This is a genomic window from Streptomyces sp. NPDC048353, from assembly GCF_055587165.1.
This window is the reverse complement of sequence record NZ_JBVJGU010000008.1, coordinates 162,377-187,374: the sequence shown is the minus strand read 5'-3', so window position 1 is coordinate 187,374 and position 24,998 is coordinate 162,377. Positions and strand designations below refer to the sequence as shown.

24 protein-coding genes and 1 tRNA gene are annotated in these 24,998 nt (G+C 72.0%); 7 read left to right on the top strand and 18 right to left on the bottom strand.

The window, feature by feature from the left end:
* Positions 1-167: 167 nt before the first annotated feature.
* A complete protein-coding gene (locus tag ACZ6RC_RS27015; RefSeq protein WP_391145732.1) occupies positions 168-740 on the bottom strand; it encodes a TetR/AcrR family transcriptional regulator in 573 nt (190 codons plus the stop codon).
* A 228-nt stretch (positions 741-968) separates the two neighbouring features.
* Here ACZ6RC_RS27015 and ACZ6RC_RS27010 point away from each other — a divergent pair, with 228 nt between their 5' ends.
* Positions 969-4,475, top strand: coding sequence for a S41 family peptidase (locus ACZ6RC_RS27010; RefSeq protein WP_469587834.1), 3,507 nt, complete (start codon positions 969-971; stop codon positions 4,473-4,475).
* On the opposite strand, the gene ACZ6RC_RS27005 is transcribed toward ACZ6RC_RS27010, so the two are convergent.
* From ACZ6RC_RS27005 to ACZ6RC_RS26985, 5 genes are all read right to left on the bottom strand, one after another.
* Positions 4,418-4,936, bottom strand: a complete 519-nt coding sequence (locus ACZ6RC_RS27005; RefSeq protein ID WP_391145737.1) for a GNAT family N-acetyltransferase — start codon at positions 4,934-4,936, stop codon at positions 4,418-4,420. The two genes, ACZ6RC_RS27010 and ACZ6RC_RS27005, sit on opposite strands and share 58 nt — an antisense overlap.
* Positions 4,937-5,104: 168 nt before the next feature.
* Positions 5,105-5,296, bottom strand: coding sequence for a hypothetical protein (locus ACZ6RC_RS27000; protein ID WP_391145740.1), 192 nt, complete (start codon positions 5,294-5,296; stop codon positions 5,105-5,107).
* A gap of 110 nt (positions 5,297-5,406) precedes the next feature.
* Complete coding sequence (locus ACZ6RC_RS26995) at positions 5,407-6,297, bottom strand: SDR family oxidoreductase (RefSeq protein WP_453617431.1); 891 nt, start codon at positions 6,295-6,297, stop codon at positions 5,407-5,409.
* Entirely contained in the window at positions 6,294-7,193 is a 900-nt protein-coding gene (locus ACZ6RC_RS26990) for an alpha/beta fold hydrolase (RefSeq protein ID WP_391145745.1), read from the bottom strand. Before ACZ6RC_RS26990 ends, ACZ6RC_RS26995 begins: the two co-directional genes overlap by 4 nt.
* A complete protein-coding gene (locus tag ACZ6RC_RS26985) occupies positions 7,190-8,710 on the bottom strand; it encodes a flavin-containing monooxygenase (RefSeq protein WP_469587828.1) in 1,521 nt (506 codons plus the stop codon). Before ACZ6RC_RS26985 ends, ACZ6RC_RS26990 begins: the two co-directional genes overlap by 4 nt.
* 154 nt (positions 8,711-8,864) lie before the next feature.
* Between ACZ6RC_RS26985 and ACZ6RC_RS26980 the strand changes: the two genes are divergently transcribed.
* Positions 8,865-9,545: a MerR family transcriptional regulator gene (locus tag ACZ6RC_RS26980; RefSeq protein ID WP_469588118.1), complete on the top strand. Its 681-nt coding sequence runs from the start codon at positions 8,865-8,867 to the stop codon at positions 9,543-9,545.
* A 170-nt stretch (positions 9,546-9,715) separates the two neighbouring features.
* On the opposite strand, the gene ACZ6RC_RS26975 is transcribed toward ACZ6RC_RS26980, so the two are convergent.
* Positions 9,716-10,513, bottom strand: a complete 798-nt coding sequence (locus ACZ6RC_RS26975; protein WP_469587826.1) for an exodeoxyribonuclease III — start codon at positions 10,511-10,513, stop codon at positions 9,716-9,718.
* 50 nt (positions 10,514-10,563) lie between these two features.
* On the opposite strand from ACZ6RC_RS26975, the gene ACZ6RC_RS26970 reads away from it, so the two are divergent.
* Both ACZ6RC_RS26970 and ACZ6RC_RS26965 read left to right on the top strand, forming a co-directional pair.
* Entirely contained in the window at positions 10,564-11,043 is a 480-nt protein-coding gene (locus ACZ6RC_RS26970; protein WP_391145753.1) for a GNAT family N-acetyltransferase, read from the top strand.
* A gap of 129 nt (positions 11,044-11,172) precedes the next feature.
* The gene (locus tag ACZ6RC_RS26965; protein WP_469587823.1) at positions 11,173-12,174 is read left to right on the top strand and encodes a trypsin-like serine peptidase; all 1,002 of its coding nucleotides are present in this window, start codon (positions 11,173-11,175) and stop codon (positions 12,172-12,174) included.
* Positions 12,175-12,244: 70 nt separating this feature from the next.
* Here ACZ6RC_RS26965 and ACZ6RC_RS26960 read toward each other — a convergent pair whose 3' ends face one another.
* Complete coding sequence (locus ACZ6RC_RS26960; protein WP_469587820.1) at positions 12,245-12,631, bottom strand: hypothetical protein; 387 nt, start codon at positions 12,629-12,631, stop codon at positions 12,245-12,247.
* Positions 12,632-12,774: 143 nt separating this feature from the next.
* Positions 12,775-13,359: a hypothetical protein gene (locus ACZ6RC_RS26955; protein WP_469587816.1), complete on the bottom strand. Its 585-nt coding sequence runs from the start codon at positions 13,357-13,359 to the stop codon at positions 12,775-12,777.
* 353 nt (positions 13,360-13,712) lie between these two features.
* Here ACZ6RC_RS26955 and ACZ6RC_RS26950 point away from each other — a divergent pair, with 353 nt between their 5' ends.
* Positions 13,713-14,318, top strand: a complete 606-nt coding sequence (locus tag ACZ6RC_RS26950) for a DUF6461 domain-containing protein (protein WP_469587813.1) — start codon at positions 13,713-13,715, stop codon at positions 14,316-14,318.
* Positions 14,319-14,443: 125 nt separating this feature from the next.
* Here ACZ6RC_RS26950 and ACZ6RC_RS26945 read toward each other — a convergent pair whose 3' ends face one another.
* Positions 14,444-14,848, bottom strand: a complete 405-nt coding sequence (locus tag ACZ6RC_RS26945; protein WP_469587811.1) for a hypothetical protein — start codon at positions 14,846-14,848, stop codon at positions 14,444-14,446.
* Positions 14,849-15,201: 353 nt separating this feature from the next.
* Here ACZ6RC_RS26945 and ACZ6RC_RS26940 point away from each other — a divergent pair, with 353 nt between their 5' ends.
* Positions 15,202-15,513, top strand: a complete 312-nt coding sequence (locus ACZ6RC_RS26940) for a hypothetical protein (RefSeq protein WP_469587808.1) — start codon at positions 15,202-15,204, stop codon at positions 15,511-15,513.
* A gap of 186 nt (positions 15,514-15,699) precedes the next feature.
* Here the strand turns inward: ACZ6RC_RS26940 and ACZ6RC_RS26935 are convergent.
* From ACZ6RC_RS26935 to galU, 7 genes are all read right to left on the bottom strand, one after another.
* A tRNA-Ala gene (locus ACZ6RC_RS26935) sits at positions 15,700-15,776 on the bottom strand.
* A gap of 51 nt (positions 15,777-15,827) precedes the next feature.
* On the bottom strand, positions 15,828-16,892 hold the full coding sequence (sepX, locus tag ACZ6RC_RS26930; protein ID WP_469587805.1) for a divisome protein SepX/GlpR: 1,065 nt from the start codon (positions 16,890-16,892) through the stop codon (positions 15,828-15,830).
* Between the two features lie 153 nt (positions 16,893-17,045).
* Positions 17,046-17,678 (bottom strand): GNAT family N-acetyltransferase, encoded by a 633-nt coding sequence (locus ACZ6RC_RS26925; protein ID WP_391145776.1) that lies wholly within the window; start codon positions 17,676-17,678, stop codon positions 17,046-17,048.
* The gene (locus tag ACZ6RC_RS26920; protein WP_469588115.1) at positions 17,675-18,199 is read right to left on the bottom strand and encodes a MogA/MoaB family molybdenum cofactor biosynthesis protein; all 525 of its coding nucleotides are present in this window, start codon (positions 18,197-18,199) and stop codon (positions 17,675-17,677) included. Before ACZ6RC_RS26920 ends, ACZ6RC_RS26925 begins: the two co-directional genes overlap by 4 nt.
* A 206-nt stretch (positions 18,200-18,405) precedes the next feature.
* A complete protein-coding gene (moaC, locus tag ACZ6RC_RS26915) occupies positions 18,406-18,897 on the bottom strand; it encodes a cyclic pyranopterin monophosphate synthase MoaC (RefSeq protein WP_391145780.1) in 492 nt (163 codons plus the stop codon).
* Between the two features lie 57 nt (positions 18,898-18,954).
* Positions 18,955-20,214 (bottom strand): molybdotransferase-like divisome protein Glp, encoded by a 1,260-nt coding sequence (gene glp / locus ACZ6RC_RS26910; RefSeq protein WP_391146139.1) that lies wholly within the window; start codon positions 20,212-20,214, stop codon positions 18,955-18,957.
* Positions 20,215-20,344: 130 nt separating this feature from the next.
* A complete protein-coding gene (galU, locus tag ACZ6RC_RS26905) occupies positions 20,345-21,247 on the bottom strand; it encodes a UTP--glucose-1-phosphate uridylyltransferase GalU (RefSeq protein WP_391145782.1) in 903 nt (300 codons plus the stop codon).
* Positions 21,248-21,381: 134 nt separating this feature from the next.
* On the opposite strand from galU, the gene ACZ6RC_RS26900 reads away from it, so the two are divergent.
* The gene (locus tag ACZ6RC_RS26900; RefSeq protein ID WP_469587800.1) at positions 21,382-21,963 is read left to right on the top strand and encodes a 5-formyltetrahydrofolate cyclo-ligase; all 582 of its coding nucleotides are present in this window, start codon (positions 21,382-21,384) and stop codon (positions 21,961-21,963) included.
* Between the two features lie 69 nt (positions 21,964-22,032).
* Here ACZ6RC_RS26900 and ACZ6RC_RS26895 read toward each other — a convergent pair whose 3' ends face one another.
* Positions 22,033-24,855 (bottom strand): penicillin acylase family protein, encoded by a 2,823-nt coding sequence (locus ACZ6RC_RS26895; RefSeq protein WP_469587797.1) that lies wholly within the window; start codon positions 24,853-24,855, stop codon positions 22,033-22,035.
* Positions 24,856-24,998: the final 143 nt, after the last annotated feature.

Below are 24,998 nucleotides of genomic sequence, written 5' to 3'. Positions count from 1 at the left end.
CATGGGGAGCCGGCCCGACGGCGTGAGCGGTGCGACGTCAGGAACTGGGGACTACGAGTCGTACGGGGCGTACGGTGTGCGGCCGCGTACCGGGTGTACGGGTCCGCACGGGATGTACGGGTCCGCACGGGATGTACGGGTCCGCACGGGGGCGTGCGGGTCGTACGTCAGGCGCCGAGTGAGGGGAGCACGACGGCGTCGACGTAGGCGCTGAGGAAGGCGTGGTCGACCGGCTGATCCTCGATCAGCGGGCGGGCGATGAACGCCCCGATCAGCATGTGGGGGACGAGCTTCAGCGCCGGGTTGTCGGCGCTGACCTCGCCCCGGTCCACCGCTCGTCTCAGGACCTCCTCGAAGCCGCTCAACTCGGGATCGATGAGCAGTTCGCGGAGCGCCTGGAGCAGGTCGGGGTTGGTGTGGACGGCATGGGCCAGACTCCGGATCAGCGCGGAGTCCTTCTCCATCTGGCAGTCGTCGGTCCGCTCCAGCATCGCCCGGAAGTCGCCCCGCAACGAGCCGGTGTCGATCTCGTCGAGACCGGCCGGCTTGTTGTGGAGCATCGCCTTGACGACGAGCTCGGGCTTGCTCCCCCACTGGCGGTAGAGGGTGGCCTTGCTGGAGTGGGTGCGGGCGGCGACGGCGTCCATGGTGAGGGCGTCGTAGCCGACTCCGCGCAGGAGGTCGAGCACGGCCTCGTACAGCTCCGACTCACGTTCCGGGGTGAGTCTGCTGCGGGCCATGATCGGTCTCCATCCGAACGAAACGGTTTCGTACAGTAAGAAGGTACCCCGGGGCCCGGCGAAACGAAACCGTTTCGTACGTGTCGTGGCACACACCCGCCAGATCCAGCCCGGCACGCACGGCGCTCCCCACCGACTCTCCCGAACCTCCCCGAAGTCCCCCAAGGTCCCTCGAAAGATTCGGCTCCCCAAGTTGCCGCGCCCCCTCCCCGCGGAAAGCATTGGGGAGTGAGTGAAAGCGCCGCGTACCTCCGCTTCCCGCACCTCCACGACGATCTGCTGTGCTTCGCCGCCGAGGACGACCTCTGGGTCGCTCCCCTGGTGCCCGAGGGCCACCACCCGGGCCGCGCCTGGCGGATCACCGTCGACCGGACGAGAGTCGGCCACCCGCGCTTCTCGACGGACGGGCGCCACCTCGCGTACACGAGCTGGCGCAGCCTCGATCCGGAGATCCACCTCGCGCCGGTGGAGGGCGGCCCCTCCCGGCGCCTCAGCTACTGGGGATCGACCGACACCCGGGTCTGCGGCTGGTCGCCCCCCGACAAGGACGGCAAGTCCGACATCCTCGCCGTCTCCTCCCACGGCCAGCCCTTCTCGTACTTCTCCTGGGCCTACACCGTCCCCACGGACGGCTCCCCCGGCGGCCGCATGCCCTGGGGGCCGGTCTCCGACATCGAGGTCGCCGACATCGACGGCGAGCGCCGCACGCTCCTGCTCACCGGGAAGCCGCCGCACGAGCCGGCGTCCTGGAAGCGGTACCGCGGCGGGGCCATGGGCCGGCTCTGGTTGCACGGCCGGCAGCTGCTGCCCGACATCGGCGGCCACCTCGACTGCCCGATGTTCGTCGCCGGCCGGGTCGCGTTCCTCTCGGACCACGAGGGCATCGGGAATCTGTACTCCTGCCTGCCCGACGGCACCGATCTGCGCCGCCACACCGACCACGACGCCTTCTACGCCCGGCACGCCTCCAGCGACGGGCGGCGGGTGGTCTACCAGTGCGCGGGCGACCTGTGGATCGTCGACGAGCTGTCCGCCGACTCCGTCCCCCGCAAGCTGGAGGTACGGCTCGGGGGGCCGCGCGCCGGACGGCGCCGCTACCAGGTCCCGGCCGCCCACCACGTCGACGCCCTCTCGGTCGACGAGACGGGCCGGGCCAGCGCGGTCTCGGTGCGCGGCAGCCTGTACTGGCTCACCCACCGCGACGGACCGGCCCGGACGATCACCGACACCCCGGGGGTACGGGTCCGGCTGCCGGAGATGCTGGGCAGCGGCGGCCAGGTCGCCTACGTCACCGACGCGGACGGCGAGGACGCGATCGAGATCGCCTCGCTGCCCCGGGCGAGCGGGGAACGCCCGCCCCGGCGGCTCGCCTCGGGCGTGCTCGGCCGGGTCGAGGAACTGGTCTCCGACCCCGACGGCGAACGCCTCGCCATCGCCTCCCACGACGGCCGGCTGCTCCTCATCGACACGACCGAGGAGCCGGGTGCCGAGCCGCCCGGGGCCGGCCTACTGGAAACCGAGGAGCCGGGACCCGAGGAGCCCGGGGCCGGCCTACGGGAAACCGAAACGCCGGAGGCCGGAGCGTCCGGACCGCCGGAAGCCGTCGCACCCGCCGGCGCGGGGCCCGGCGGTCCCGCGCCCGACGCCGGGGAACCCCAGGGCACGGAGTCCGGCGGCGACGAGTCCCACGACCAGGAGCCCGAAGGCAGGGTCACCGAGCTGATCCGCTCGCTCAACGGCCCGGTGCGCGATCTCGCCTTCTCCCCCGACGGCGCCTGGCTGACCTGGTCCCACCCCGGCATCGGCCGCTCGCTGCGCCAGATCAAGATGGCCCGGATCGCCGGGCCGCCCGGGTCGCGGACGATCATCGACGTCACCAACGGCCGCTTCGAGGACGAGAACCCGGTCTTCACACGCGACGGCCGGTACCTCGCCTTCCTGTCCTGGCGCGGCTTCGACCCGGTGTACGACGTGCACACCGGCGACCTGTCGTTCCCGCTGGGCTGCCGCCCCTATCTCGTCCCGCTGTCCTCGGCGACCCCGTCCCCGTTCGCGCTGCTGCCCGACGGGCGCCCGGCGGCGGGCGGCCTCGACCCGGGCGAGAGCGAGACCGAGAGCGGCGAGGGCACCGCGATCGTGGAGGTGGAGGGGCTCCCCGACCGGGTGACGCCGTTCCCGGTCGCCGCCTCCAAGTACTCCGCGCTGCACCCGGTCAGCGGCGGCGGCCTCGTCTGGCTGCGCTGGCCCATCTCGGGCGCGCTCGGCGAGACGTTCGCCAACCCGGCCGACACCACCGGCCGGCCCACCCTGGAGTACTTCAACATCGCCAGGGCGCGTAAGAGCGAACTCGTCCAGCACCTCGACTGGTTCGCGGTCAGCGGCGACGGGTCCCGGCTGGTCGTGGTCGACGAGGGCGAGCTGCGGGCGGTCCCGTCGACCGAGACCGGGGACTCCGACTCGACCGTCTACATGGACCTGCGGCGGATCGTGCACGAGGTCGACCCGGAGGCGGAGTGGCGCCAGGCCTACGACGAGGCCGGCCGGATCATCCGCGCGTACTTCTGGGAGCCCGACATGGGCGGGGTGGACTGGGCGGCCGTCCTGGACCAGTACCGTCCGCTGATCGAACGGGTCGCCTCCCCGGACGAGTTCGCCGACCTGCTGCGCGAGGTCCTGGGCGAGCTGGGCACCTCGCACGCGTACGTCACCCCCGCCCGCCGCAACGAAGGACCGCCGCACTACCAGCGGCCGATGGGCCTGCTGGGCGCCAACCTCGTCGCCCGGGACGGGAGCTGGATGGTGAAGCGCATCCTGCCCGGCGACTCCTCCGACTCCAAGGCGCGCTCCCCGCTCGCGGGCACCGGCATCCGCCCCGGCGCGCTCCTGACGCAGGTGGACGGGCGCCCGGTGGACCCGGTGTGCGGCCCGTACCCGCTGCTCGCCGCCTCCGGCGGTACGACGGTGGAGCTGACGTTCCGGCCGCCGGAGGGCGAGGGCCGGGCGCGCCGGGTCGCGGTCGTGCCGCTGGTGGACGAGCGGCCGCTGCGCTACCAGGACTGGGTGGCCAAGCGGCGCGCGGTGGTGCACGAGGTCAGCGGCGGCAAGTGCGGCTATCTGCACATCCCCGACATGGGCGGCTCGGGGTGGGCGCAGTTCAACCGCGACCTGCGGATGGAGGTCTCCCGGCCGGCGCTGATCGTGGACGTACGCGGCAACGCCGGCGGTCACATCAGCGAGCTGGTCGTGGAGAAGCTCACCCGCAAGATCCTCGGCTGGGACCTGACGAGGAACGCCCAGCCCGTCTCGTACGCGTCCAACGCACCGCGCGGGCCGGTGGTCGCGCTCGCCGACGAGGCGACCTCCTCGGACGGGGACATGATCACGGCGGCGTTCAAGCTGCTCGGTCTCGGCCCGGTGGTGGGCCAGCGGACCTGGGGCGGGGTGGTCGGCATGACCGGCCGCCACCGGCTGGGCGACGGCACGCAGATCACGGTGCCGATGAACGCCGCCTGGTTCCCGGAGTACGGCTGGTCGGTGGAGAACCACGGCGTGGAACCGGACCTGGCGATCCTGCGCACCCCGCTGGACTGGGCGGAGGGCCGACACGCGCAGCTCGACGACGCGGTCGAGGTGGCCCTCGCGCTGCTCGCCGAGACGCCGGCGGCCACCCCGCCCGGCTACGCCGACGTGCCCGACCGCTCCCGGCCGAAGCTGCCGCCCAGGTCCAGTTCGTAGGCGGTCCCGGCCCGGCCGTCGATCGTCACGCTGCCGACGGCGCCGAAGCCGACGCGTCCGAGCACGGCCCTCGAACCGGCGTTGTCGAGGGTCGTGACGGCCGTCAGCCGCCGCAGCCCGTATCCGTCCACCGCCAGCCGGCACACCTCGCGCACGCCGGCCGTGGCGAGGCCGCGGCCGGTGGCGTTCTCGGCCACCCGGTACCCCAGTTCGGCGCTGTCGTCGGCCACGTCGACCAGGTTGAAGCGGCCGAGTATCTCCCCGCCGTCCCCGACGAGGACGTGGAAGTGGATGCCGCCGGTCTCCTGCTCGTCCAGCAGGGCCTGGTGCCGGGCCTCGAACTCCTCGAAGTAGGCGTCCCCGCGGTCGGGCACGGAGGCGGCGAAGTACCCACGGTTCTCCCGCTCGAACGCGAGCAGGGCCGGGGCGTGTTCGGGTCGGAGTCGCTGCAGCTCGGGCATGATCGCCAAGGTACGCGGCATCGCTCCCCCGGTCACCCCCCGTTCGCACGGCGCGGAACCGCCCCCGCTCGGCCCTGCCCCCACCCCGTGCTTACGACGCGCGAAAGGCGCACCCGGCGTCCCGGGTGCGCCTTCCGACGGACCGACGTCAGACGACGTCAGACGAGGTCAGACGACGTCGCGGTCCTGCTCGCGGCGGTCGCGGTCCACCTGCTGGGACCGGCGGATCTCCTCCTCGGAGCGGCCGCTCTTCGCACGCGACGCACGCTCGGACGCCTCGTCCTTCGCGTTCGTCATCTTCTGCTTCGCCTGCTGGGTCGCCTGCTGCGCCCGGTCCTTGAACTGCTCTGCCTTGCCCATGAAGATTCACTCCAGGTGGGGTGTAAGGGGAGGGGGCTTGTCGCCCCCTGGGCCTCGACCAGCGTGACACGCCGGAACACTCCACGCATTTCGATCAATACCCTCCGCAACTACCCCTGGCGCGTGCCCTCCGTGCGCTCCTGCTCGTCGGCCGCCCCTCCCGCGCCCACCAGACCCTTGGAGACACCGGCCAGCCGGGGCTCGAAGCGCCGCATCTCGCGCTGTCCGACGGTGGCGATGAGCCCCGGGAGATAGCCGCGGACCGACTGCATCCCGCGCAGCCACCATTGGGCGTACACGTGCGGCGCACGGCGCTCGATGCCGGCCACGATCCGGTCGACGGCGGGGCCGAGCGGGTACGTGCGGTTCGACGGCCAGGGCAGCCGCTGCCGCAGCTCCTTCATCACGTCGTCCCGGTCCGCGCCCCGGACCATGTCGGTGTCGGTCCAGGAGAGGTAGCCGACGCCGACCCGCACGCCCTTGTAGCCGACCTCGGCCCGCAGACTGTGCGCGAAGGCCTCGACGCCCGACTTGGAGGCGCAGTACGCCGTCATCATCGGCGCCGGGGTGATGGCCGCGAGCGAGGCGATCTGGAGGAAGTAGCCGCGTGACTCCATCAGGACGGGCAGGAACGCGCGGCCGGTCACCGCCCCGCCGATCAGGTTGACCTCGATGACCCGCCGCCAGGCGACCGGGTCGGAGTCCACGAAGGGACCGCCCGCCGCGACGCCCGCGTTGGCGACGACGATGTCGACCTTGCCGAAGCGCTCCTTCACCTCGGCCGCCACCCGGGCCATCGCCTCGTGGTCGGTGACGTCCGCGTGCCACCAGTCGGCCTCGGTGTGCAGCCGGCCGGCGACCGCCTTCAGCTCCTCGGGTTCCAGGCCGACCAGCGCGATCCGCGCGCCGCGCGCGGAGAGCTTGCGGGCGAGGAGTTCGCCGACGCCCCGCGCCGCCCCGGTGACGACCGCGACCTGTCCTTCCAGACTCACCCTGCTCACACGTCCTCCTTCAGCCGGACTTCGTTGGCGTACGTGGTGACGAGGTCACGGATCCGCGCGGTGACGGCCTCCGGTGCCTCCACCGGCGTCATGTGTCCCACGCCGGCGAGTTCGACGACCCCGACGCACCGGGGCAGGGCCTGCGCCATGGCGCGCGAGTGGACGGGTGGGGTGAGCCGGTCGGCCGTGCCGTAGAGCACGGCGACGGGCAGGTCGAGGCCCCGTACCCCCTCGTCGAGGTCGAGCTCCCCCAGCACGTGCGACCAGGCGACCCGGGCCTGCCGGGGGCAGGCGTGCACGATCCGGGCGCAGGCGTCGACCCGTGCGGGCGAGGAACCGGGGCCCATGGTGGCGTACTTGAGGATCTTCTTGGAGACGGGTGTGACCGGTCCGAGCGGCGCCTTAGCGCCGAGGATCGTCCGGGTGAGGCGGGTCCGCAGTCCGCCCGCCCGCAGCGGGAGGACGAGGGACTCGGCCGTCAGCCGGGCCGGTCCCGTGGAGCAGAGCAGGGCGGCGGCCGCGTGCTCCCGGAAGCCGGGCCTGCGGGCGGCGGCCATGAGGGTCATGCCGCCCATGGAGTGCCCCGCCAGGACGGCCTTCTCGCCGGGCGCGAGGGTCGCGGCGAGGACGGCTTCGAGGTCGTCGGCGAGGGCCTCGGTGGAGTAGCCGGAGCGGCCGACGACGGGCGTGCGGCCGTGGCCGCGCTGGTCGTAGGCGATGACCCGGTGGTCGGTGGAGAGCTCCCGTATCTGCTCGGCCCAGAAGGCGATGGAGCAGGTCCAGCCGTGGGCGAGGACCACGGCGGGGGCGCCCTCGGGCCCGTGGACCTCGATGTGGATCCGGGAGCCGTCGGCGGAGACGGCGGTCAGCTCCCTGGGGTGCGCGGGCCGGCTCATGTGACGATCTCCTTCGTCGCGCGGGCGGGCTGCGGCTCCGCCTTGGGGGCGGGGCGCAGGACCTCGTACTCCCCGAGGTCGACCCGGCGCGTCTCGCGCCGGAATTCGGCCGTGGTGCCGGGCCAGAGGGTGGTGTTGCGGCCGTTGGCGTCGAGGTACCAGCTGCTGCAGCCGCCCGCCTTCCACACGGTCCGCTCCATCCGCGCCTGCACCGTGCGGTTCCAGGCGCCGACGGCGGACGGCCGGGCGGCGAGGGCGGCGCGGCCGCCGAGGACGTCCAGCTGGCGGAGGTAGTCGGCCATGTAGTTCAGCTGGGACTCGATCATGAGGATCATGGAGGAGTTCCCGAGGCCGGTGTTGGGGCCGATGATCGTCATCCAGTTGGGGAAGCCGGCGGCGGTGGCGCCGCGCAGCGACTCCATGCCGTCCTTCCAGGACTCGGCGAGGGTGTTCCCCTCGGCGCCGACGACCCGTTCGGCGATCGGCATGTCCGTGACGTGGAATCCCGTACCGAAGATGATCGCGTCGACCTCGGTCTCGGTGCCGTCGGCCGCCACGACGGTCGAGCCGCGGACCTCGCGGAGGCCGGAGGCGACGACGTCGACGTTGGGGCGAGTGAGGGCCGGGTAGTACTCGCTGGACAGCAGGATGCGCTTGCAGCCGATGCGGTACGACGGGGTGAGTTTGGCCCGCAGGGCCGGGTCCTTGACGGCCCGGGCCATGTTGGCCTTGGCGAGCGATTCGACGAGGCCGAGCTCGTTCGGGCGCTTGGTGAAGGCGCTGACCTGCAGCTCCCGGATGCCCCAGAGGAGGCCCCGGCGGGCGGTCGCGGTGGAGGGGAGCGCGCGGTGCAGCCAGCGTTCGGGGCCGGTGATGGCGCGGTCCATGCGGGGCATCACCCAGGGGGGTGTGCGCTGGAAGAGGGTCAGCCGGGCGACCTGGGGCTGGATGGCGGGCACGATCTGGATGGCGGAGGCGCCGGTCCCGATCATGGCGACGCGCTTGCCGGCGAGGTCGTAGTCGTGGTCCCAGCGGGCGGAGTGGAAGACCTTGCCGGGGAACTCGGCGAGCCCGGGGATCTCGGGGATCTTGGGGTCGGAGAGCGGTCCGGTGGCCGAGACGACGACATCGGCGGTGAAGGAGCCCCCGCTGGTCTCGATCTCCCAGCGCAGTTCGTCGGTGTCCCACCGCATGACCCGTACCTCGTGGTTCAGGCGCAGGTGCGGCCGGATCCCGAAGGTGTCGGCGACGTGCTCCAGATAGGCCCGGATGTGGCGCTGGCCGGAGAAGGTCCGCGGCCAGTCGGGGTTGGGCGCGAAGGAGAAGGAGTAGAGGTGTGAGGGGACGTCGCAGGCGCAGCCGGGGTAGCTGTTGTCCCGCCAGGTGCCGCCGACGGAGTCGGCCCGCTCCAGGACGACGAAGTCGGTGATCCCCTCGCGGCGCAGCCGGACGGCCGCTCCCAGGCCACCGAAACCCGATCCGATCACCGCCACTCGTACATGCTCGTGCTTCGCCATGCCGCCTCCCGTGCGCCCGGCCAAGATTCCGCCAGCAATCACTGGCACGGTTGGGAGCGTAGAGCAGCTCCTTACCGAGCGGTAGGGGTTGGGCAAGGGAAAGTTACCGGCGGTACGACATAGGCTGGCGGGCGTGGCAGAACGATCGGAGCGGATGACGGACCGGGGAGACGGCCGGGTGACGGACGGGGCGAGGGGCGTGCGCGAATACCGCATGGAGGAGCTGGCGGCCGCCGCCGGCATCACCGTGCGCACCCTGCGCTTCTACCGCGAGCGCGGCCTGATCCCGCCACCCCGCCGCGAGGGCCGGATCGCCTGGTACGACGACCACCACCTGGCCAAACTCCGTACGATCGCCGCCCTGCTGGAACGCGGCCACACCCTCAACGGCATCGCCGACCTCAACACCGCCTTCGAGAGCGGCAAGGACGTCAGCGAGGTCCTCGGCCTCGGCGAACCGTCCGAGGAGGAGCCCGTCCGCCTCACCCCGCAGGAGCTCGCCGACTACTTCGCCGGCGAGGTCACCCCCGAGAACCTGCTCGCCGCCCTCGACCTCGGCTATCTCGCCACCGACGGGGACGCGATCGTCCACATCAGCCGCCGCCTGCTGGACGTCTCGGCGGCCCTGGTGAAGGAGGGCGTCCCGCTGGCGGCGGTCCTGGAGGCGGGCCGGGCGGTGCGCGCGCACGCGGACGCGATGGCGGCCCTCTTCACGGAGCTGCTGCGGACCCACGCGGAGGAGAAGGACGTGGAGCGGCTGCGACCGCTGGCGAAGAGCGTGGTGGAGGCGGAGCTGTCGATGGCGCTCGACCGGCGGCTCAGAGACCGCTCCTGAGGGGGCGCCGGGCGCCCGGGGGCCGGCCGGCTCAGGGACCGCTCCTGAGGGGGGCGCCGGGCGCCCGGGGGGCCGGGCGCGAGGGGCGCGCACCCCCCGCGCGAGGGGCGCGCACCCCCGGCCCGTACCACCGGCCCGCACCCCGCCCCGGACGCGTCAGTCCTGACGCGTCAGGACTGATAGACGGCGGTGACGGGCGCGTGGTCGCTCCACCGCTCGCCGTGGGTCGCGGCCCGCTCGACCCACGCCTTCACGGCCCGCCCGGCGAGGCCGGGGGTGGCGATCTGGTAGTCGATGCGCCAGCCGGCGTCGTTGTCGAAGGCGCGCCCGCGGTACGACCACCAGGAGTACGGCCCCTCCTGGTCGGGATGGAGGGCGCGGACCACGTCGACGTACCCCGCCTCGTCGAGGACGCGGGTCAGCCAGGCGCGCTCCTCGGGGAGGAAGCCGGCGTTCTTCCGGTTCGCCTTCCAGTTCTTGAGGTCGGCCTCGCGGTGGGCGATGTTCCAGTCGCCGCAGACGACGACCTCCCGCCCGTCGGCGGCGGCGCGCTCCCGCAGCTCCTTGAGGTAGGGCAGGAACGCGTCCATGAAACGGATCTTCTCGTCCTGCCGCTCGGTGCCCACCTCACCCGAGGGCAGGTAGAGGCTGGCGACGGTGACGCCGGGCAGGTCGACCTCCAGATAGCGGCCGCTGCCGTCGAACTCGCTCGACCCGAAACCGATCCGCACCTGGTCGGGCTCGCGCCGGGTGTAGAGGGAGACGCCCGCGCGCCCCTTGGCGGCGGCCGGGGCGTGCGCGGTGAACCAGCCCTCCGGGGCACGGACCTCGGCCGGGAGCTGGGACTCCTCGGCGCGCACCTCCTGGAGGCAGACCGCGTCGGCGGCGGTGCCGGCCAGCCACTCCACGAACCCCTTCTTGGCGGCGGCTCTGAGACCATTGACATTGACGGACGTCACAGTGAGCATCCCGGGAGAATACCGACGCCACGGGTCCGCATACATGTACGATACTCCGCATGGATATTCGCCCCACGCCGTATGACCACCCTGACGCGGTCAAGCTCAACGACGCCGTCCAGCTGGAATACGCCGTCCGCTACGGTGACGAGGGCGATGCCACCCCCCTGGACGCGGGCATGTTCGTCCCGCCCGCCGGCCTCTACCTCCTCGCGTACGACCCCCTGGACCGCCCCGTCGCCACCGGCGGCTGGCGGACGCAGGACGAGAACGAGGAGGGGTACTCCGACGGCGACGCCGAGCTGAAGCGGATGTACGTCGTCCCGGAGGCGCGCGGCCTCGGCCTCGCCCGGCGGGTCCTGGCCATTCTGGAGGCGGACGCGCGGGCGGCCGGCCGGACGCGGATGGTCCTGGAGACCGGCGACATGCAGCCGGAGGCCATCGCGCTCTACCGGTCGAGCGGCTACGAACCGTGCGCCAAGTTCGGCCACTACCGCGCATACGAGAGCAGCCGCTGCTTCGCCAAGCCGCTGATCTGATTTCCGACACTCCCGGCACCAGGAGCGTGACACGGTCCTGACAAGTCACGTCCCTTCTGGCACGCTGCCTCACGCACGTCGATCCGCACCGTTCTCATCCCCCACCTGCCCCGGCAGAAGGAGACATGCGTGAGACGCCATCGCACAGCCGCAGCCGTCCTGTTGTCCGTCGGAACCCTGCTCACCGCCGCCCTGTCCGCGACGACGGCGCAGGCGGCCCCCGCGCCGGGCGCCGAGGCGCCGGCCGCCCGCTCGGTCGGCGCGCCGGAGCAGCAGCGGGCGACCGACTTCTGGACCCCCGCCCGCATGCGCGCGGCGACCCCCCTGGACCTGACGGCCGCCCCGGGCGCCCCCGCCCGGGTCGCCGGCGCGGCCACCCCGACGACGATCGCCCCCACCGCCGCGGCGGCCCCGGGCGCCCCGTCCGCCGCCGCCGTATCACCGAGGGCCTTCCCGCAGGCGGGCGGCCCGTGGACGGGCGGCGGAGCGGTCGTGAAGACCTCGGGACGGGTCTTCTTCACCCTCCAGGGCCGTACGGCCTCCTGCTCCGGCAACGCGGTCACCAGCCAGAACGCGAGCACGGTGATCACGGCGGGGCACTGCGTGAAGTACCAGGGCGCCTGGCACACCGACTGGGTCTTCGTCCCGGCGTACGACAACGGCAACGCGCCGTACGGCCGGTGGACGGCGACCAAGCTGCTGACCACCCCGCAGTGGGAGGCGAGCGAGGACATCAACTACGACGTGGGCGCGGCGGTCCTGGCCCCCCTGAACGGCCAGAAGCTCACCGCGGTCACCGGCGCCCAGGGCATCCAGTTCAACGGCGGCTACAACAAACCGATGTACGCCTTCGGCTTCCCGGCCGCGTCGCCCTACGACGGCACCAAGCTGATCCACTGCTCGGGGAACTCCTCGAAGGACTTCCTCTTCTCCCAGGACCACAGCCTCGGCTGCAACATGACCGGCGGCTCCAGCGGCGGCCCCTGGTTCACCGGCTTCAACGAGGCTACGGGCACGGGCCTCCAGGTCTCGGTGAACAGCTTCGGCTACACCTTCCTGCCCAACCGCATGTTCGGCCCGTACTTCGGCAACGACGCGAAGGCCCTGTACGACCGGGCCCAGACGTCCTGACCCCTCGTCACGACGCCCTCGGCGCAACGCACGGGATCCCATGGGTTGCGCCGAGGGCGTCGGCCGGTACTCAGTCGACACCGCTGAGATAGACCCGGCTGGTGCGGTCGTCGACCCGTGCCACCGCGACCTTCAACCAGTTGAGGTCACCCTCGCACGGCGCGCACACCTGCCCCTCGCGGACCCCCGCCAGCAGATCGGGCTCCGGCAACCCGAGATGCGCGAACGGCGTCGACGGGTTGGTGTTCCGGGCGAGCGGCCGCTCCCGCAGGCCGAGCGGCCGCTCCGGCTCCAACTGGGCGACGAACTCGTCCACCTCGTCCGCGGGAAGGACGAACGCCAGGATCAAGCCGTCGTCCTGCAGCCCCTCCCAGTGCGCCGCCTTCACCTCCGTCGCCCCCGCGGGCACGCGCACACGCAGCGTCCCGGCGACCGACTCCACGGTGGCCCCGGCCACCCAGTGCGCCACTCCCCCCGACGAGCGATCCGCCACCGGACCGCCGTTCCCACCCACCCCCGAACACCCGACTACCAACGAGGCGGCAAGCACGCCCACCCCGCCGACGACCGCCGGACGCCACGCGCTTCGCGGCTCCAGCCTCATCGGGCGTCTCCGTTCCGGCCGATGTCGGTACGCGTCCCGTCCCGTCCTGGTTCCTTCGGCTCGGGCCAGGCGCCACCCGTACTCATGTCGTGCTGCTGCACGGAACTGCTTCCCCTCATGTCGAACTCCCTGGCCTGCCCCGTCGTATGCATGCGGGCCATATCGGCGTCGGTCACCGTGGTCGGCCCGATGGGCGTGACCTTCCCGGGGTCCCAGTTGTACCGGTCCCACACATTGACCTGATAGTCGATGGTGACCTGCGGCTTGCCATCCGGCCCCGGCACCGCCGTCACGACCCCCGTGGTGTTCGTCATGGCGCTGCCCACGGCCAGATACCAGTTCGCTGTGCCGTCCGGACCCTTGTCGTGGGTGTATCCCTCACCCGCGGTCTCCACGGGGAGCGCGACGGGCTTGCCGCCCGACTGCGCGAAAGCGTCCAGTGCCTGGCGGCGCCACTCGTCCTCCTGCCTGCCGCGCGTCGCCGCCGACACGTCCCGAAGGACCGCGTCGCCCTCGTCGCTCAGCATCCTGTCGACATCGAGGTCGAGAGCCTTGCCGGTCCCGTTCAGGTAGTGGTCCATATGCAGGGCGGCATCCGGTTCACGACGAGGTCGGCCTGCCCACCGCCCCCTGGACCGCTCGGCAGTTGGTCGAGTCTCATCGAGGCTTGCCGTTGGGCAGTCACGTCCGCTTTCGCGCTGTCCCATTCATCCCATGCCAGCACACCATTGGATCTTGACCTCATGGTGGGCAAAGAGGGGTCAATTCCCCTGTGTCTGCGACGGGTCGCGATCAGGGCGCCGACCGATGGAACCGGAGACATGATCTCACTCGAGTTCGGGCGAGATCGCTTCGTGATCCGACGGAGATCATTTCCCACTCCGCCGGCGACCGGGTGCCGTCCGCTGTCGGACGCGGGGCGAGAATGGGCGGCATGACGACGACCGCAGCGGACTACGCCTGGTTCGAGGAAGACTTTCCGGACATCGCCGAGGCGTACTGCTTCACCCTGGTGCGGGATCTGACGCCCGCCGAGGTGACGTCCCGGCTCGAAGGGCGGCCGGAGGCGCCCCTGCGAGGCATATCCGCGGTCGTCGACGCCGCCTTCGCCCAGTACGACCTGGAGAAGGGGGACCGGCAGCTGCTCGCCATGACGACCGCGGGTGACTGGACACTGCTGATCGAACCCAATGGCTACCTCGGGGTCACCGAGGAGCGAGCACTGCCGGCCTCCGCCGGGACGAGCTGGGTCTCCCACTTCGTCAACATCAACGGCGTCGGCTCGTTCCTCCAGGCAGAGAACCAGGTGCTGCGCCTGTGCTTCGACCCCATGTTCCCCGAGGACCGGTGGGGCACCGCGCCCGACGAACTCCTCGGTGCCATGGAACGAATCGGCTTCCACCTCGAAAAGGACGATCCGGAGACGGATCTGTCCTCACCCGCGGCGTTCGCCCTGGCCGAGCACCTGACGGACGTCGCCGTCACCCCGGCGCTGCTCCGGGACACGACGTTCACCTGCGCCACCGTACGCATTCGGTAGCGCCCTGACGCCCTCCAGGCAAAGCCGAGCGGTGCCCTCGAAGTGGCGTAGGGGAGACCGGAAGTCCCCGTGCGCGCACGGGTGATCCGCCCGGCCTACGCGGGCGGCGTGCACGGCCCATCGCCTCACTGAGAGGTCCCGACCACTCGATCGCGGAACTGCTGGAAAGCGTGCCAGCCCGACGTCTGCCCCGGATTGAGCACCGCTCCTTGAGCGCAGTCAAGCGCTTTGCACCGCAGGGCCTCGGCAAGCCGGAGGACAGGCGTCAGCACGTCGTCACCGGAGCCCCGGATGTGGAGCATGACGGAATCCACCGGGTCTTCCGAGCCGATGTTGAGCTCGACGGACCACGTGGGGCCGGACAGTTCGCCCCAGGCGGGATCCGAGAGGTCGACACCTGGGACGGCCCGGGTGACGGCCGCGAGGACGTCGAGTCGCGTCCCGAGCGGGTCCGGGGCGTAGTCGGCGGGGATGTCCTGCGCCGAGGTGACGTCGTCGGGCAGGCGAAGGAGGAGCACGTCCCAGCTCATGATGGCCTTCCGGAGAGCAGCTGCGCAGCGGTTACGGCGGGTCAGCTCAGGCTGTGTCCTGTGGGAATCACGGGGTTGCTCAGAACTGCTCCCTGTTCATGGCCGTGAGGATCCCATGACGTACTGACATCGACCTTCGGGGACGGAGCTGTCAGTGGTCGCGCCTACTGTGCTGACGTGGCGAACTCCTACACGACGTTGTGGACCGACGGCTTGTGCCGAGAGCTTGAGCGGTCCGGCCGTACCGGGCAGCGACTCACGATGCTGTTCGGCGGGCCGTACCAGTCGCTGCCGAGTTTCCTGCGTGCGGGAGTACAGCATGGCGAGAGCGTCCCGCAGGTCAGGAACCGGAAGTGACGCGGGGGCAGTGGGGCTGTGTGGTCGCCCCCGTGGCCGGTGTGGCCACCGGTGTGCTCGGGTCGGTGTTGCTGGCAGCCGTCTGGCGGGCGTGCGACGTCGGGGTGAACGGCGCGGCCAACGGGCTTGCGTTGATCTTCTACGGAGCCCTGCTCACGATCATCGCGACGGCGTGGTGGGGGGTGCTCATCGGGTACGTAGGGCGGTGGAACCTGCCGGTCGCTCTTCTGGGCGGCATGGCCGGCGGGGCGGTCATGGTGTGGATCTTCGTTGCGCTGCTCCAGGTCCCCCACGGCTACAGATGCTGACGAGGCCGCCCGGACGCGGCTACTGCCTTTCGGACGCGGGTGCTTCGCGGTGGACTCTGGTGGCTCGGTGCCTTATCCGCGTCTCGCAGGCCGTCTGCGATCCGAGCCAAACGCCAAGATCCCGCCCAGCCTCTCGGCTGAACGGGATCTCGTGACGATTCTCGAGGGCTACTCGAGAACTGCCGCTGGTGGACCTGTGGGGATTTGAACCCCAGACCCCCTCGATGCGAACGAGGTGCGCTACCAGACTGCGCCACAGGCCCTTGCGACGTGTGAAACATTAGCATCCCGATCGGCGTACTCGGAAATCCGCCTCACTCGTTGGCCGCGCGCGGGCGGTCCTCGTCCGCGTACTGGTCGAAGAGGGGGGTGCGGCCGCCGTCGCGGGTGCGGGGGTTGGGGGAAGTGCGCTGGCGGGGGGCCGGGGGCGGGGTGGAGGAAGGGGCCGGGGTCGGGTCCGTCGCCGCCGTGGAGGAGCGGGCCGAGCTCCAGGTTTCCGGGTCCGTGATGTCGACGCCGCCCGTCGCGCGCGGAGCGACCGGGGCCGTGACGTAGGTGGGCAGCGGCACCGGAACCGGGTCCCAGCTGTCGCCGCGGGCCGGGCCGCGCTCGCGCTGCTGGTCCACCCACTCCGCGTGGTCCGTCTGCTCGACGAGCGCGCGGCGGCCGGCCTCCTGCGGGGAGACCGCCGGGGCCGGTTCCGGTTCGGGCCGGGACGTGTCGCCGTCCGGCTCGGCCGGGGCCTGCCGGCGCTGCGGGCGGCTCTCGCGCAGGCGCGCGGCCGCCGCCTCGGCGCGGCGCCGGTCCATGACGTAGACGAACCGCCGCCGCTCCTGGGTGCGCAGATGCACGATGTACGCGCTCAGCAGGACCGCCGGGACGGCGGGCGCCCAGAGGAACGCCAGGCCGCCGACGGCCGCGACGATCGCGCCCAGGGTGAAGGCGAGGAAGAGGACCACCGTCGTGCGCCGGCGCCGGGCGAGGACCTTGCCGCGCCGGGCGCGCTCGGCGGCCGCCTTCGACGAGCGCCGGGCCTGGGCCTGGGCCGGTGCCGGGGCGGGGTCGGGAAGCTCCAGGCGGGCTTCCGTCCTGGCCGCGGGCGCGGAGAAGGCCCGGACGTCGACCGAGCTGAGATGCTCGGTCGCCGCGTCCGGGTCCACGTCGGGTACCGCGTCGTCCGCCGTACGGTCCCGGTCCCTCAGCTCCTTGGCGTACCGGCGCTCCATTCCCGCCCGTCCGGACAGCAGCCGGATGGCGGTGCTGAAGCGTTCCGTCGGACGGGCTTCGTTGAGCTCGTCCTGCCTGCGGAGCCACATCGGCACCAGGTAGGCGGCCCAGGCCCCGACGATGACTGCGTAGATGAGGCCGCTGCTGCTCACGTCTCACACGGTAGAGGGGTTCGCGCGAGGGCATCGGCCAATTGGCCCGGTGTGTCGCACGATCTGCCTGATATCACTGAACTTTTTTGTGATTGTTCGGATCGATTGACGTTCGATCAGTGGTCGAGTGTCGATCGAATTCGAACATCTTTTTTATTTCTCGGGGTTCGCCGACTGCTGCCGACGCGTCCGTTGCCAGCGGCGCAGCAGCCCTTCGGGCACTTCCTCGACGGTGAGGGCGAAGACGAGATGGTCCCGCCATGCCCCGTCGATGTGGAGGTAACGGGGCCGCAGCCCTTCCTCCCGGAATCCCAATTTCTCCACGACCCGGCGCGAGGGGCCGTTCTCGGGCCGAATGCAGACTTCCATCCGGTGCAGTCCGACCACCCGGAAGCAGTGGTCGACCGCGAGCGCGACCGCCGTCGGCATGACGCCCCGCCCGGCCACGGCGCTGTCCACCCAGTAGCCGACGTGTCCCGAACACATCGAACCCCAGGTGATCCCCGCCACGGTGAGCTGGCCGACCAGCCGCCCCTGGTACTCGATCACGAACGGCAGCATCCGGCCCGCGTTGGCCTCGGCGCGCAGATGGCGGACCATCTGCCGGTACGTGGGGCGCTGCGCGACCGGGCCGCCCGGAGCGACCGGGGGCACGGTCGCCTCCCAGGGGCGCAGCCAGTCGCGGTTGCGCCGGTTCACCTCGCGCCATTCCCGCTGGTCGCGCAGCTTTATCGGGCGGAGGACCACGTCGCCGTCCGCCAGGACCACGGGCCAGGGCGAGATCACGACGCCCGGCCCGGATCCGGTTCCGGTCTCGGGTGGTCACCGCCCCGGAGCTGGTCGACGGCGTGGACGAGCAGCGGCTCCAGGACCGCGAGGCCGTCGCGCACTCCGCCCGTCGAGCCGGGCAGGTTCACGATCACCGTGCCGCCCGCGACCCCCGCGAGGCCGCGCGAGAGGGCGGCGGCCGGGACCTTCTCCCGTCCGTACGCGCGGATCGCCTCCGGGATGCCGGGGATCTCGTGGTCGAGGAGCCGGCGGGTGACCTCGGGGGTCGCGTCGGTCGGCGAGATGCCGGTGCCGCCGGTGGTGAGGATGACGTCGTAGCCCGCCTCGACCCCGGCCCGCAGCGCCGCACCGACCGGTTCGCCGTCCGGGACGACCTGCGGTCCGTCGACGGCGAAGCCCATCCGCCGCAGGCCCTCGGCGAGCAGCGGCCCGCCCTTGTCCTCGTACACGCCGGCGGCGGCACGGTTGGAGGCCGTCACCACAAGGGCGGCGTACGGGGCCGACAGGGCGCCGCCCAGGCCGGGGACCTCCGGCGCCGGAGCGGGAACGTCCCCTTCGGCGCCCGCGTGCCCGGCCCGGTCCCCCCGGCCCTCGTCCGAGGGACCGTGGTGCGACTCGGAGACCCGCCCCGCCCGCACCCGCGGCACGGCCGCCGTCCGGCCCGCGGGCTCCTCGGCGGTGGCGAGGCCCGTCGCGCCGCCGTCGGGGAGATCCGTCGCGGCCGTCATGACCCCTGCTCCGCCCGGGTCCACGTCCCCGACTTGCCGCCGGTCTTCTCCTCCACCCGCACGTCGGAGATGACCGCGCCCTTGTCGACCGCCTTGATCATGTCGACGACCGTCAGCGCGGCCACCGAGACCGCCGTCAGGGCCTCCATCTCGACGCCCGTGCGGTCCGTGGTCTTCACGGTCGCCAGGATCTCGACCGCGTCGTCCGCGACCGTCAGGTCGAGCGTCACGCCCGAGACGGCGAGCGGGTGGCAGAGCGGGATGAGGTCGGGGGTCTTCTTGGCGCCCATGATCCCGGCGATGCGGGCGGTGGCGAGCGCGTCGCCCTTGGGGACCCCCTCGCCCCGCAGCAGTTCGATCACGCGCGGCGAGACGAGGACGCGGCCACTGGCGCGCGCGGTCCGCGCGGTCACGTCCTTCGCGGAGACGTCGACCATGCGGGCCGCACCCGCCTCGTCGATGTGGGTGAGTCCTTGCTGCGTGCTCATGGCTGTGACGCTCCCGGTCGCTGTGTGGAACGCCACGCTACCGCCACCGGGCCCTCCTCAGCCGATGAGGACCACTTCCAGCTCACTGCCGGGTTCGACCGCTTCCCGCTCCTCCGGTACGACGAGCAGGGCGTCGGCGTGCGCGAGGGCGGCGATCAGGTGGGAGCCGGCGCCGCCCACAGGAGTGACGGTGCCCGACTCGGCGTCGTACGTCCCGCGCAGGAACTGGCGCCGGCCGGCCGGCGAGGTCAGCGCCCGGTCGGCCTTGAGGACGGCACGCACCCGGGGGCGGTGCAGGTCGTCGAGGCCCATCAGGGCGCGGATCGCCGGGCGGACGAACAGCTCGAAGGAGACGTACGAAGAGACCGGATTGCCCGGCAGGGCGAGCAGCGGGGTGTGCTCGGGGCCGATCGTGCCGAAACCCTGGGGCTTGCCGGGCTGCATGGCCAGCTTGCGGAAGTCGACCTCCCCGTCGGCGGTCAGCGCCTCCTTGACGACGTCGTACGCGCCGACGCTCACCCCGCCCGTGGTGACCAGGAGGTCGGCCCGGATCAGCTGGTCCTCGATGGCGGCCCGCAGGCTCTCCGCGTCGTCGGTGACGGCGCCCACGCGGTAGGCGATGGCCCCGGCGTCGCGGGCGGCGGCGGCGAGCGCGAAGCTGTTGGAGTCGTAGATCTGGCCCTGGCCCAATTCCTCACCGGGCTGAACCAGTTCACTGCCCGTGGAGATCACGACCACACGGGGGCGGGGACGCACCCGCACGGTGCCGCGGCCGATCGCGGCGAGCAGCCCGATCTGCGGGGGCCCGAGGACCGTCCCGGCCTCCAGGGCCAGGTCGCCCGCCTGGACGTCGCTGCCCCGCGCCCGGACATGGGCCCGCGCCTCGGCGGGGCGGTGGACGCGGACCTCGCCGCCCGCGCCCTCCGGGGCGGAGCTGGCGGAGAGCATGCCGCTCGCCGCTCCCCCGCCGGTGCCGCCGTCGGTCCACTCGACCGGGACGACGGCCTCGGCGCCGGGCGGCAGCGGGGCGCCGGTCATGATCCGGGCGGCCTGACCGGGGCCGACGACGGGCAGCCCGTCGGCGCCCGCGGCCACGTCGCCGATCACGGTCAGTACGGCGGGGAACTCCTCGGTGGCCCCGGCGACGTCGGCGACCCGGACCGCGTACCCGTCCATCGAGCTGTTGTCGAAGGGGGGCAGCGCGACCGGCACCGTCACGTCCTCGACGAGGACGCAGCCCTGGGCGTCGGGCAGTTGCAGCTCGATGGGCTCGAGCGGGGAGACCGCCGCGAGGATGTCGGCCAGGTGCGCGTCCACGGACCACAGGCCGTGCGACGGCCCGCCGCACGCGTCGCCCGCCGGGCCGTGGGCCGCATCACCCGCCGGGCCGTGGGCCGAGTCGCCCGAAGGATCGCTGGACGCCGGTGCCGTACTGCTGCTCAAGGTGCTACATCTCCTCGCTGACGTAACTGCGGAGCCAGGCCCGGAAGTCCGGCCCCAGGTCTTCACGTTCGCACGCGAGTCTGACAATGGCACGCAGATAGTCGCCACGGTCACCGGTGTCATAACGGCGCCCCTTGAACACCACCCCGTGCACCGGCCCGCCGACCCGCTCGTCCTGCGCCAGCTTCTGCAGCGCGTCCGTCAACTGGATCTCTCCGCCGCGGCCCGGCTCGGTCTCGCGCAGTATCCCGAAAACGGCCGGATCGAGCACATAGCGGCCGATCACCGCGTAGTTGCTGGGCGCCTCGCCCGGATCGGGCTTCTCCACCAGGTCCCGCACCTTCACCACGTCCGCGTCGACCGTCGCGTCCACCGCCGCGCAGCCGTACAGCCCGATCTGCGACGGCTCGACCTCCATCAGCGCGACGACGCTGCCGCCCTCCCGCTCCTGGACCTCCACCATCCGCGACAGCAGCGGGTCCCGCGGGTCGATCAGGTCGTCGCCCAGCAGCACCGCGAAGGGCTGGTCGCCCACGTGCGGGGCGGCGCACAGGACCGCGTGTCCGAGACCCCGGGGATCGCCCTGCCGGACGTAGTGCATGGTCGCCAGGTCGTTGGACTCCTGGACCTTGGAGAGCCGCTCCCCGTCGCCCTTGCGGGTCAGCGCCTCCTCCAGCTCGTAGTTCCGGTCGAAGTGGTCCTCCAGGGGACGCTTGTTGCGGCCGGTGACCATCAGCACGTCACCGAGGCCGGCCTTCACGGCCTCCTCGACGACGTACTGGATCGCCGGCTTGTCGACGACCGGCAGCATCTCCTTCGGCGTCGCCTTCGTAGCCGGGAGGAACCGGGTGCCGAGGCCCGCGGCGGGGATGACAGCCTTGCTGATCCTGGGGAGCGACTGAGTCATGCGGAGCACCTTAGTCGTTCGGTTTGAGAGGAAGATGGGGCTCCATGGCTCGTATCGACTTCCTGTGGATAGGGCCCGGTACGAGAGGTTCGTGAGGCCGCGTGCGTCCGTGCGAGTCGGAAGCGAAGGATGAGATGTCCGGAAAGATCGACCTGCGCCGGCGGCTGCTCGCCGCCCGCGCGCTGCTGAGCCGCCAGGACACCGACGCGGCGGCCGAGCGGCTCGCCCGGGGCGCGCTGGAACTGGCCGAGATGGCGGGGGCGTCGACCGTCGCCGCCTATGTGTCGGTGGGCCGCGAACCGGGCACGCGCGCGTTGCTGGACGTCCTGCGGGCGCGGGGGGTGCGTGTCCTGCTGCCGGTGCTGCTGCCCGACAACGACCTGGACTGGGCCGTGTACGAGGGCGCGGACGGGCTGGCGAAGGCGGGCCGGGGCCTGCTGGAGCCGACGGGTCCGCGGCTGGGTCCCGAGGCGGTGTGCGGGGCCGATGTGGTGCTGCTGCCGGGGCTCGCGGTCGACGAGCGCGGGATGCGGCTCGGCCGGGGCGGCGGGTCGTACGACCGGGTCCTCGCCCGGCTCGCGCGGGCGGGGGCCGATCCGGCGCTGGTGGTGCTCCTCTACGCGGACGAGGTGGTCGCCCGGGTCCCGGAGGAACCGCACGACCACCCCGTGCACGCGGTGGTGACCCCGGAGGGGGCCCGGCGCTTCACGCCGTAGCCCCCCGTGCGGCCGTCAGGGCTTCAGGACTGACGGCCGCTTCAGGGCTCCAGGGGACTGACCGCCGCTTCAGGGCTTCAGGACCAGCGTGTCCTGGGTCGCGGCGTCGACCGCCGCCTTGCCGTAGGGCCAGTCGAGGAGCTCGCCCCTCGCCCACTTGTCGGTCTGGTCGGAGTAGTTCGAGTGGTACGCGTGCCCCGAGGCGCCGGTCAGGTTGATCCAGCGGGACCTGTCCCAGTCGCCGACGTTGACGACCATCCGCATCGACGGCACCCAGACGACCTCGTAGCCGCCGGCCGCGTTCCAGCCGGTCGCGTTGACCGCGGCCTCCCCGCCGCCGAGGTTCCACGGGCCGCGGTTGAGCATCGACCGGACGAAGCCCGGTCCCGCGGTGCCGAGGGTCTGGTTCTCCAGCGTCAGCTGGTGCAGCCGGCCCCAGCTCCAGGTGGAGACGTCCTTGCCGAGCTTGGCGGTCAGCTCCCAGCGGGCGTCCTCCATGGCGCGGGCGAGGAGCTGGTCGCGGTTCTCGGTGGCCTGGTCGGTGCGGTTGGCCTCGGTCTTCCACCAGGCGTTGTCCGCGTCCTTCAGGAGCGGGCGGACCACCTCGTACCACCGGTCGCCGCCGTCCGGCTGCGCCGATTCGGCGTCCCGCTGGCCGCACTCCCGCACCAGCTTGTTCTGCTCGTCGACCGGGCCGGTGGAGTCGGCCGGGCGGACGTTGATGCAGTCGCCCTCGGCCCGCAGCTCCTTGGGCAGCTTGTCGCCGAAGGCGAGCTTGAGGACGTTGCGCCAGACCGCGTTGAAGTACGCGGCGGCGGCCGAGTCGGGCTCCTGGGTGTAGTCCCAGCCCTCCAGGAGCTTCTGCGCCTCGCGGACGTACGGATCGGAGATGTCGATCTTCAGCAGGAGCGGGTTGAGCAGGGTCGCGATCTCGCTGCGGTTGTCGATCTGCATCGTCCGCATGTCGTCCGGCGAGATCTTCCCACCGTCCTTGATCTTCGACTCGATGAGATCGTTGATCCGCTGGCTGCGCGAGCCGTAGCCCCAGTCCCGGGTCAGCAGGTTCGGGTACGAGCCGTCGACGACGGCCTGGTTGGCGGTGACGATGTAGCCGCGGTCGGGATCCTCCTCGTAGGGCAGCTCCTCGTAGGGGATGTAGCCCTTCCACTTGTACGCGGAGTCCCAGCCGGGCGCCGGGAGCGTGCCGTCGCCCTTCGCGCGCTCCGGGATCCTGCCGGGCGCCTGGTAGCCGATCTTGCCGGAGGTGTCGGCGTAGATCAGGTTCTGGGAGGGGACCTCGAACTTCTTCGCGGCGGTGCGGAACTGCTTGAAGTCCTTGGCGCGGTTCAGTTCGAAGACGGCGTCCATGGAGGTGCCGGGCTGCAGGGCGGTCCACTGGAGGGAGACGGCGTAGCCGCTGCCGCGGTCGGGGGCGGCGTTGCCGACGGGGGCCGTCTGGCCGACCTTCTCCAGTTCGCCCGAGCGGTCGGAGACCACGGGGCCGTGTCCGGTCGAGCGGATCGTGATCAGGCGGGTGCCGCCGCCGGCGATCTTGATCGTCTCCTGGCGGGTGGTGAACGGCTTGGTGCGGCCGTCGACCAGGTACCCCTCGCCGCTGACCTTCTCCAGGTACAGGTCGGTGACGTCGGCGCCGAGGTTGGTGAAGCCCCAGGCGATGGAGTCGTTGTGGCCGATGATCACACCGGGCAGGCCGGAGAAGGTGTATCCGGCGACGTCGTAGCGGCAGGTCGCGGAGACCGAGCGGCAGTGCAGGCCCATCTGGTACCAGAGGGAGGGCATCTGCGGCGCGAGGTGCGGGTCGTTGGCGAGCAGCGGCTTGCCGGAGGTCGTGTAGCGGCCGGAGACGACCCAGGAGTTCGAGCCGATGCCGTTGCCGTTGGGGCCGAGCAGGGCGGGGATCGCGTCGAGGGACTCGGACAGGTCGCCGAGCTGCGAGCGCATCCCCTGGAGCGCGTCGCCGGCGGAGCCGTTGGGGGAGGTGCCCGAGCCGCCGCCGGTCCCGTCGCCGCTCGTCCCGCTGCCGCTCGTCCCGCTGCCGCTCGTCCCGTCGCCGTTCGTCCCGCTGCCGTCCGTGGTGCCGTCGCCGGTGCCGTTCGCCTCGGCGCCCGGGTCGAACTCGCCCTTGTCCTCGTCGACCGCGCCCTTGTCGACGATCGGCTGGTGGAGCTCGTACGGGTACTGCGGGTACAGCTGCTTGATCTGCTCCGGGCTCAGCCGGCTCGTCATCAGCGAACGGTCGATCTCGTCCTGCATGTTGCCGCGCAGGTCCCAGGCCATCGCCTTGAGCCAGGCCACCGAGTCGACCGGCGTCCAGGGCTCGATCGTGTACTCGTGGGAGAAGGCGAGCGCCGCGTACTCGACGGAGACGTCGGACGGGTCGCGGTCCTTGAGATAGGCGTTGACGCCCTCCGCGTACGCCTGGAGGTTCTTCTTCGTCTCCGGCGTGAGGACCTTGTCGTACTCCTGCTGCGCGACCCGGTGCCATCCGAGGGTGCGCAGGAAGGCGTCGGTGTCGACCTGGCTGTCGCCGAACATCTCCGAGAGGCGCCCCGACGTCATGTGGCGCCGGACGTCCATCTCGTAGAAGCGGTCCTGGGCCTGGACGTAGCCCTGGGCCCGGAAGAGGTCGGCCTCGGTGTCGGCGTAGATCTGCGGGACGCCGTACGCGTCCCGCTTGACGTCGACCTGGCCGGAGAGCGCGTCGAGCCGGATCGTCCCCGTGGTCTGCGGGAACGAGGCCCGGACGGTGCTGACGCCCCAGTACCCGCCGTACCCGATGCCCGCGACCAGCGCGAGGACCAGGACGAGCACGATCAGGCGGGCGCGTCGCCCCTTCTTCTTCGCGGGGGGCGCGGTCGTGTTGGAGGGCATCGCTGTCCTTCGAGGGGCAGGGTGGTCCTGGAGTACGGGAGCAACCTTAGGCGCAGGGGCGCGGCGGCCCGGACGCGGTGTCGGTGAGAGCGGCCGCGGGGAGCCGTCGGGCGGCGGCGGGACGGCGTCAAGGAAACGTTAAA

Bases quoted from the DNA above. Each gene is read 5' to 3' on its own strand.
- ACZ6RC_RS27015 (WP_391145732.1), bottom strand. From the start codon at position 740: ATGGCCCGCAGCAGACTCACCCCGGAACGTGAGTCGGAGCTGTACGAG.
- ACZ6RC_RS27005 (WP_391145737.1), bottom strand. From the start codon at position 4,936: ATGCCCGAGCTGCAGCGACTCCGACCCGAACACGCCCCGGCCCTGCTC.
- ACZ6RC_RS27000 (WP_391145740.1), bottom strand. From the start codon at position 5,296: ATGGGCAAGGCAGAGCAGTTCAAGGACCGGGCGCAGCAGGCGACCCAG.
- ACZ6RC_RS26990 (WP_391145745.1), bottom strand. From the start codon at position 7,193: ATGAGCCGGCCCGCGCACCCCAGGGAGCTGACCGCCGTCTCCGCCGAC.
- ACZ6RC_RS26985 (WP_469587828.1), bottom strand. From the start codon at position 8,710: ATGGCGAAGCACGAGCATGTACGAGTGGCGGTGATCGGATCGGGTTTC.
- ACZ6RC_RS26980 (WP_469588118.1), top strand. From the start codon at position 8,865: ATGACGGACCGGGGAGACGGCCGGGTGACGGACGGGGCGAGGGGCGTG.
- ACZ6RC_RS26975 (WP_469587826.1), bottom strand. From the start codon at position 10,513: ATGCTCACTGTGACGTCCGTCAATGTCAATGGTCTCAGAGCCGCCGCC.
- ACZ6RC_RS26970 (WP_391145753.1), top strand. From the start codon at position 10,564: ATGGATATTCGCCCCACGCCGTATGACCACCCTGACGCGGTCAAGCTC.
- ACZ6RC_RS26955 (WP_469587816.1), bottom strand. From the start codon at position 13,359: ATGGACCACTACCTGAACGGGACCGGCAAGGCTCTCGACCTCGATGTC.
- ACZ6RC_RS26950 (WP_469587813.1), top strand. From the start codon at position 13,713: ATGACGACGACCGCAGCGGACTACGCCTGGTTCGAGGAAGACTTTCCG.
- ACZ6RC_RS26945 (WP_469587811.1), bottom strand. From the start codon at position 14,848: ATGAGCTGGGACGTGCTCCTCCTTCGCCTGCCCGACGACGTCACCTCG.
- moaC (WP_391145780.1), bottom strand. From the start codon at position 18,897: ATGAGCACGCAGCAAGGACTCACCCACATCGACGAGGCGGGTGCGGCC.
- galU (WP_391145782.1), bottom strand. From the start codon at position 21,247: ATGACTCAGTCGCTCCCCAGGATCAGCAAGGCTGTCATCCCCGCCGCG.
- ACZ6RC_RS26900 (WP_469587800.1), top strand. From the start codon at position 21,382: ATGTCCGGAAAGATCGACCTGCGCCGGCGGCTGCTCGCCGCCCGCGCG.
- ACZ6RC_RS26895 (WP_469587797.1), bottom strand. From the start codon at position 24,855: ATGCCCTCCAACACGACCGCGCCCCCCGCGAAGAAGAAGGGGCGACGC.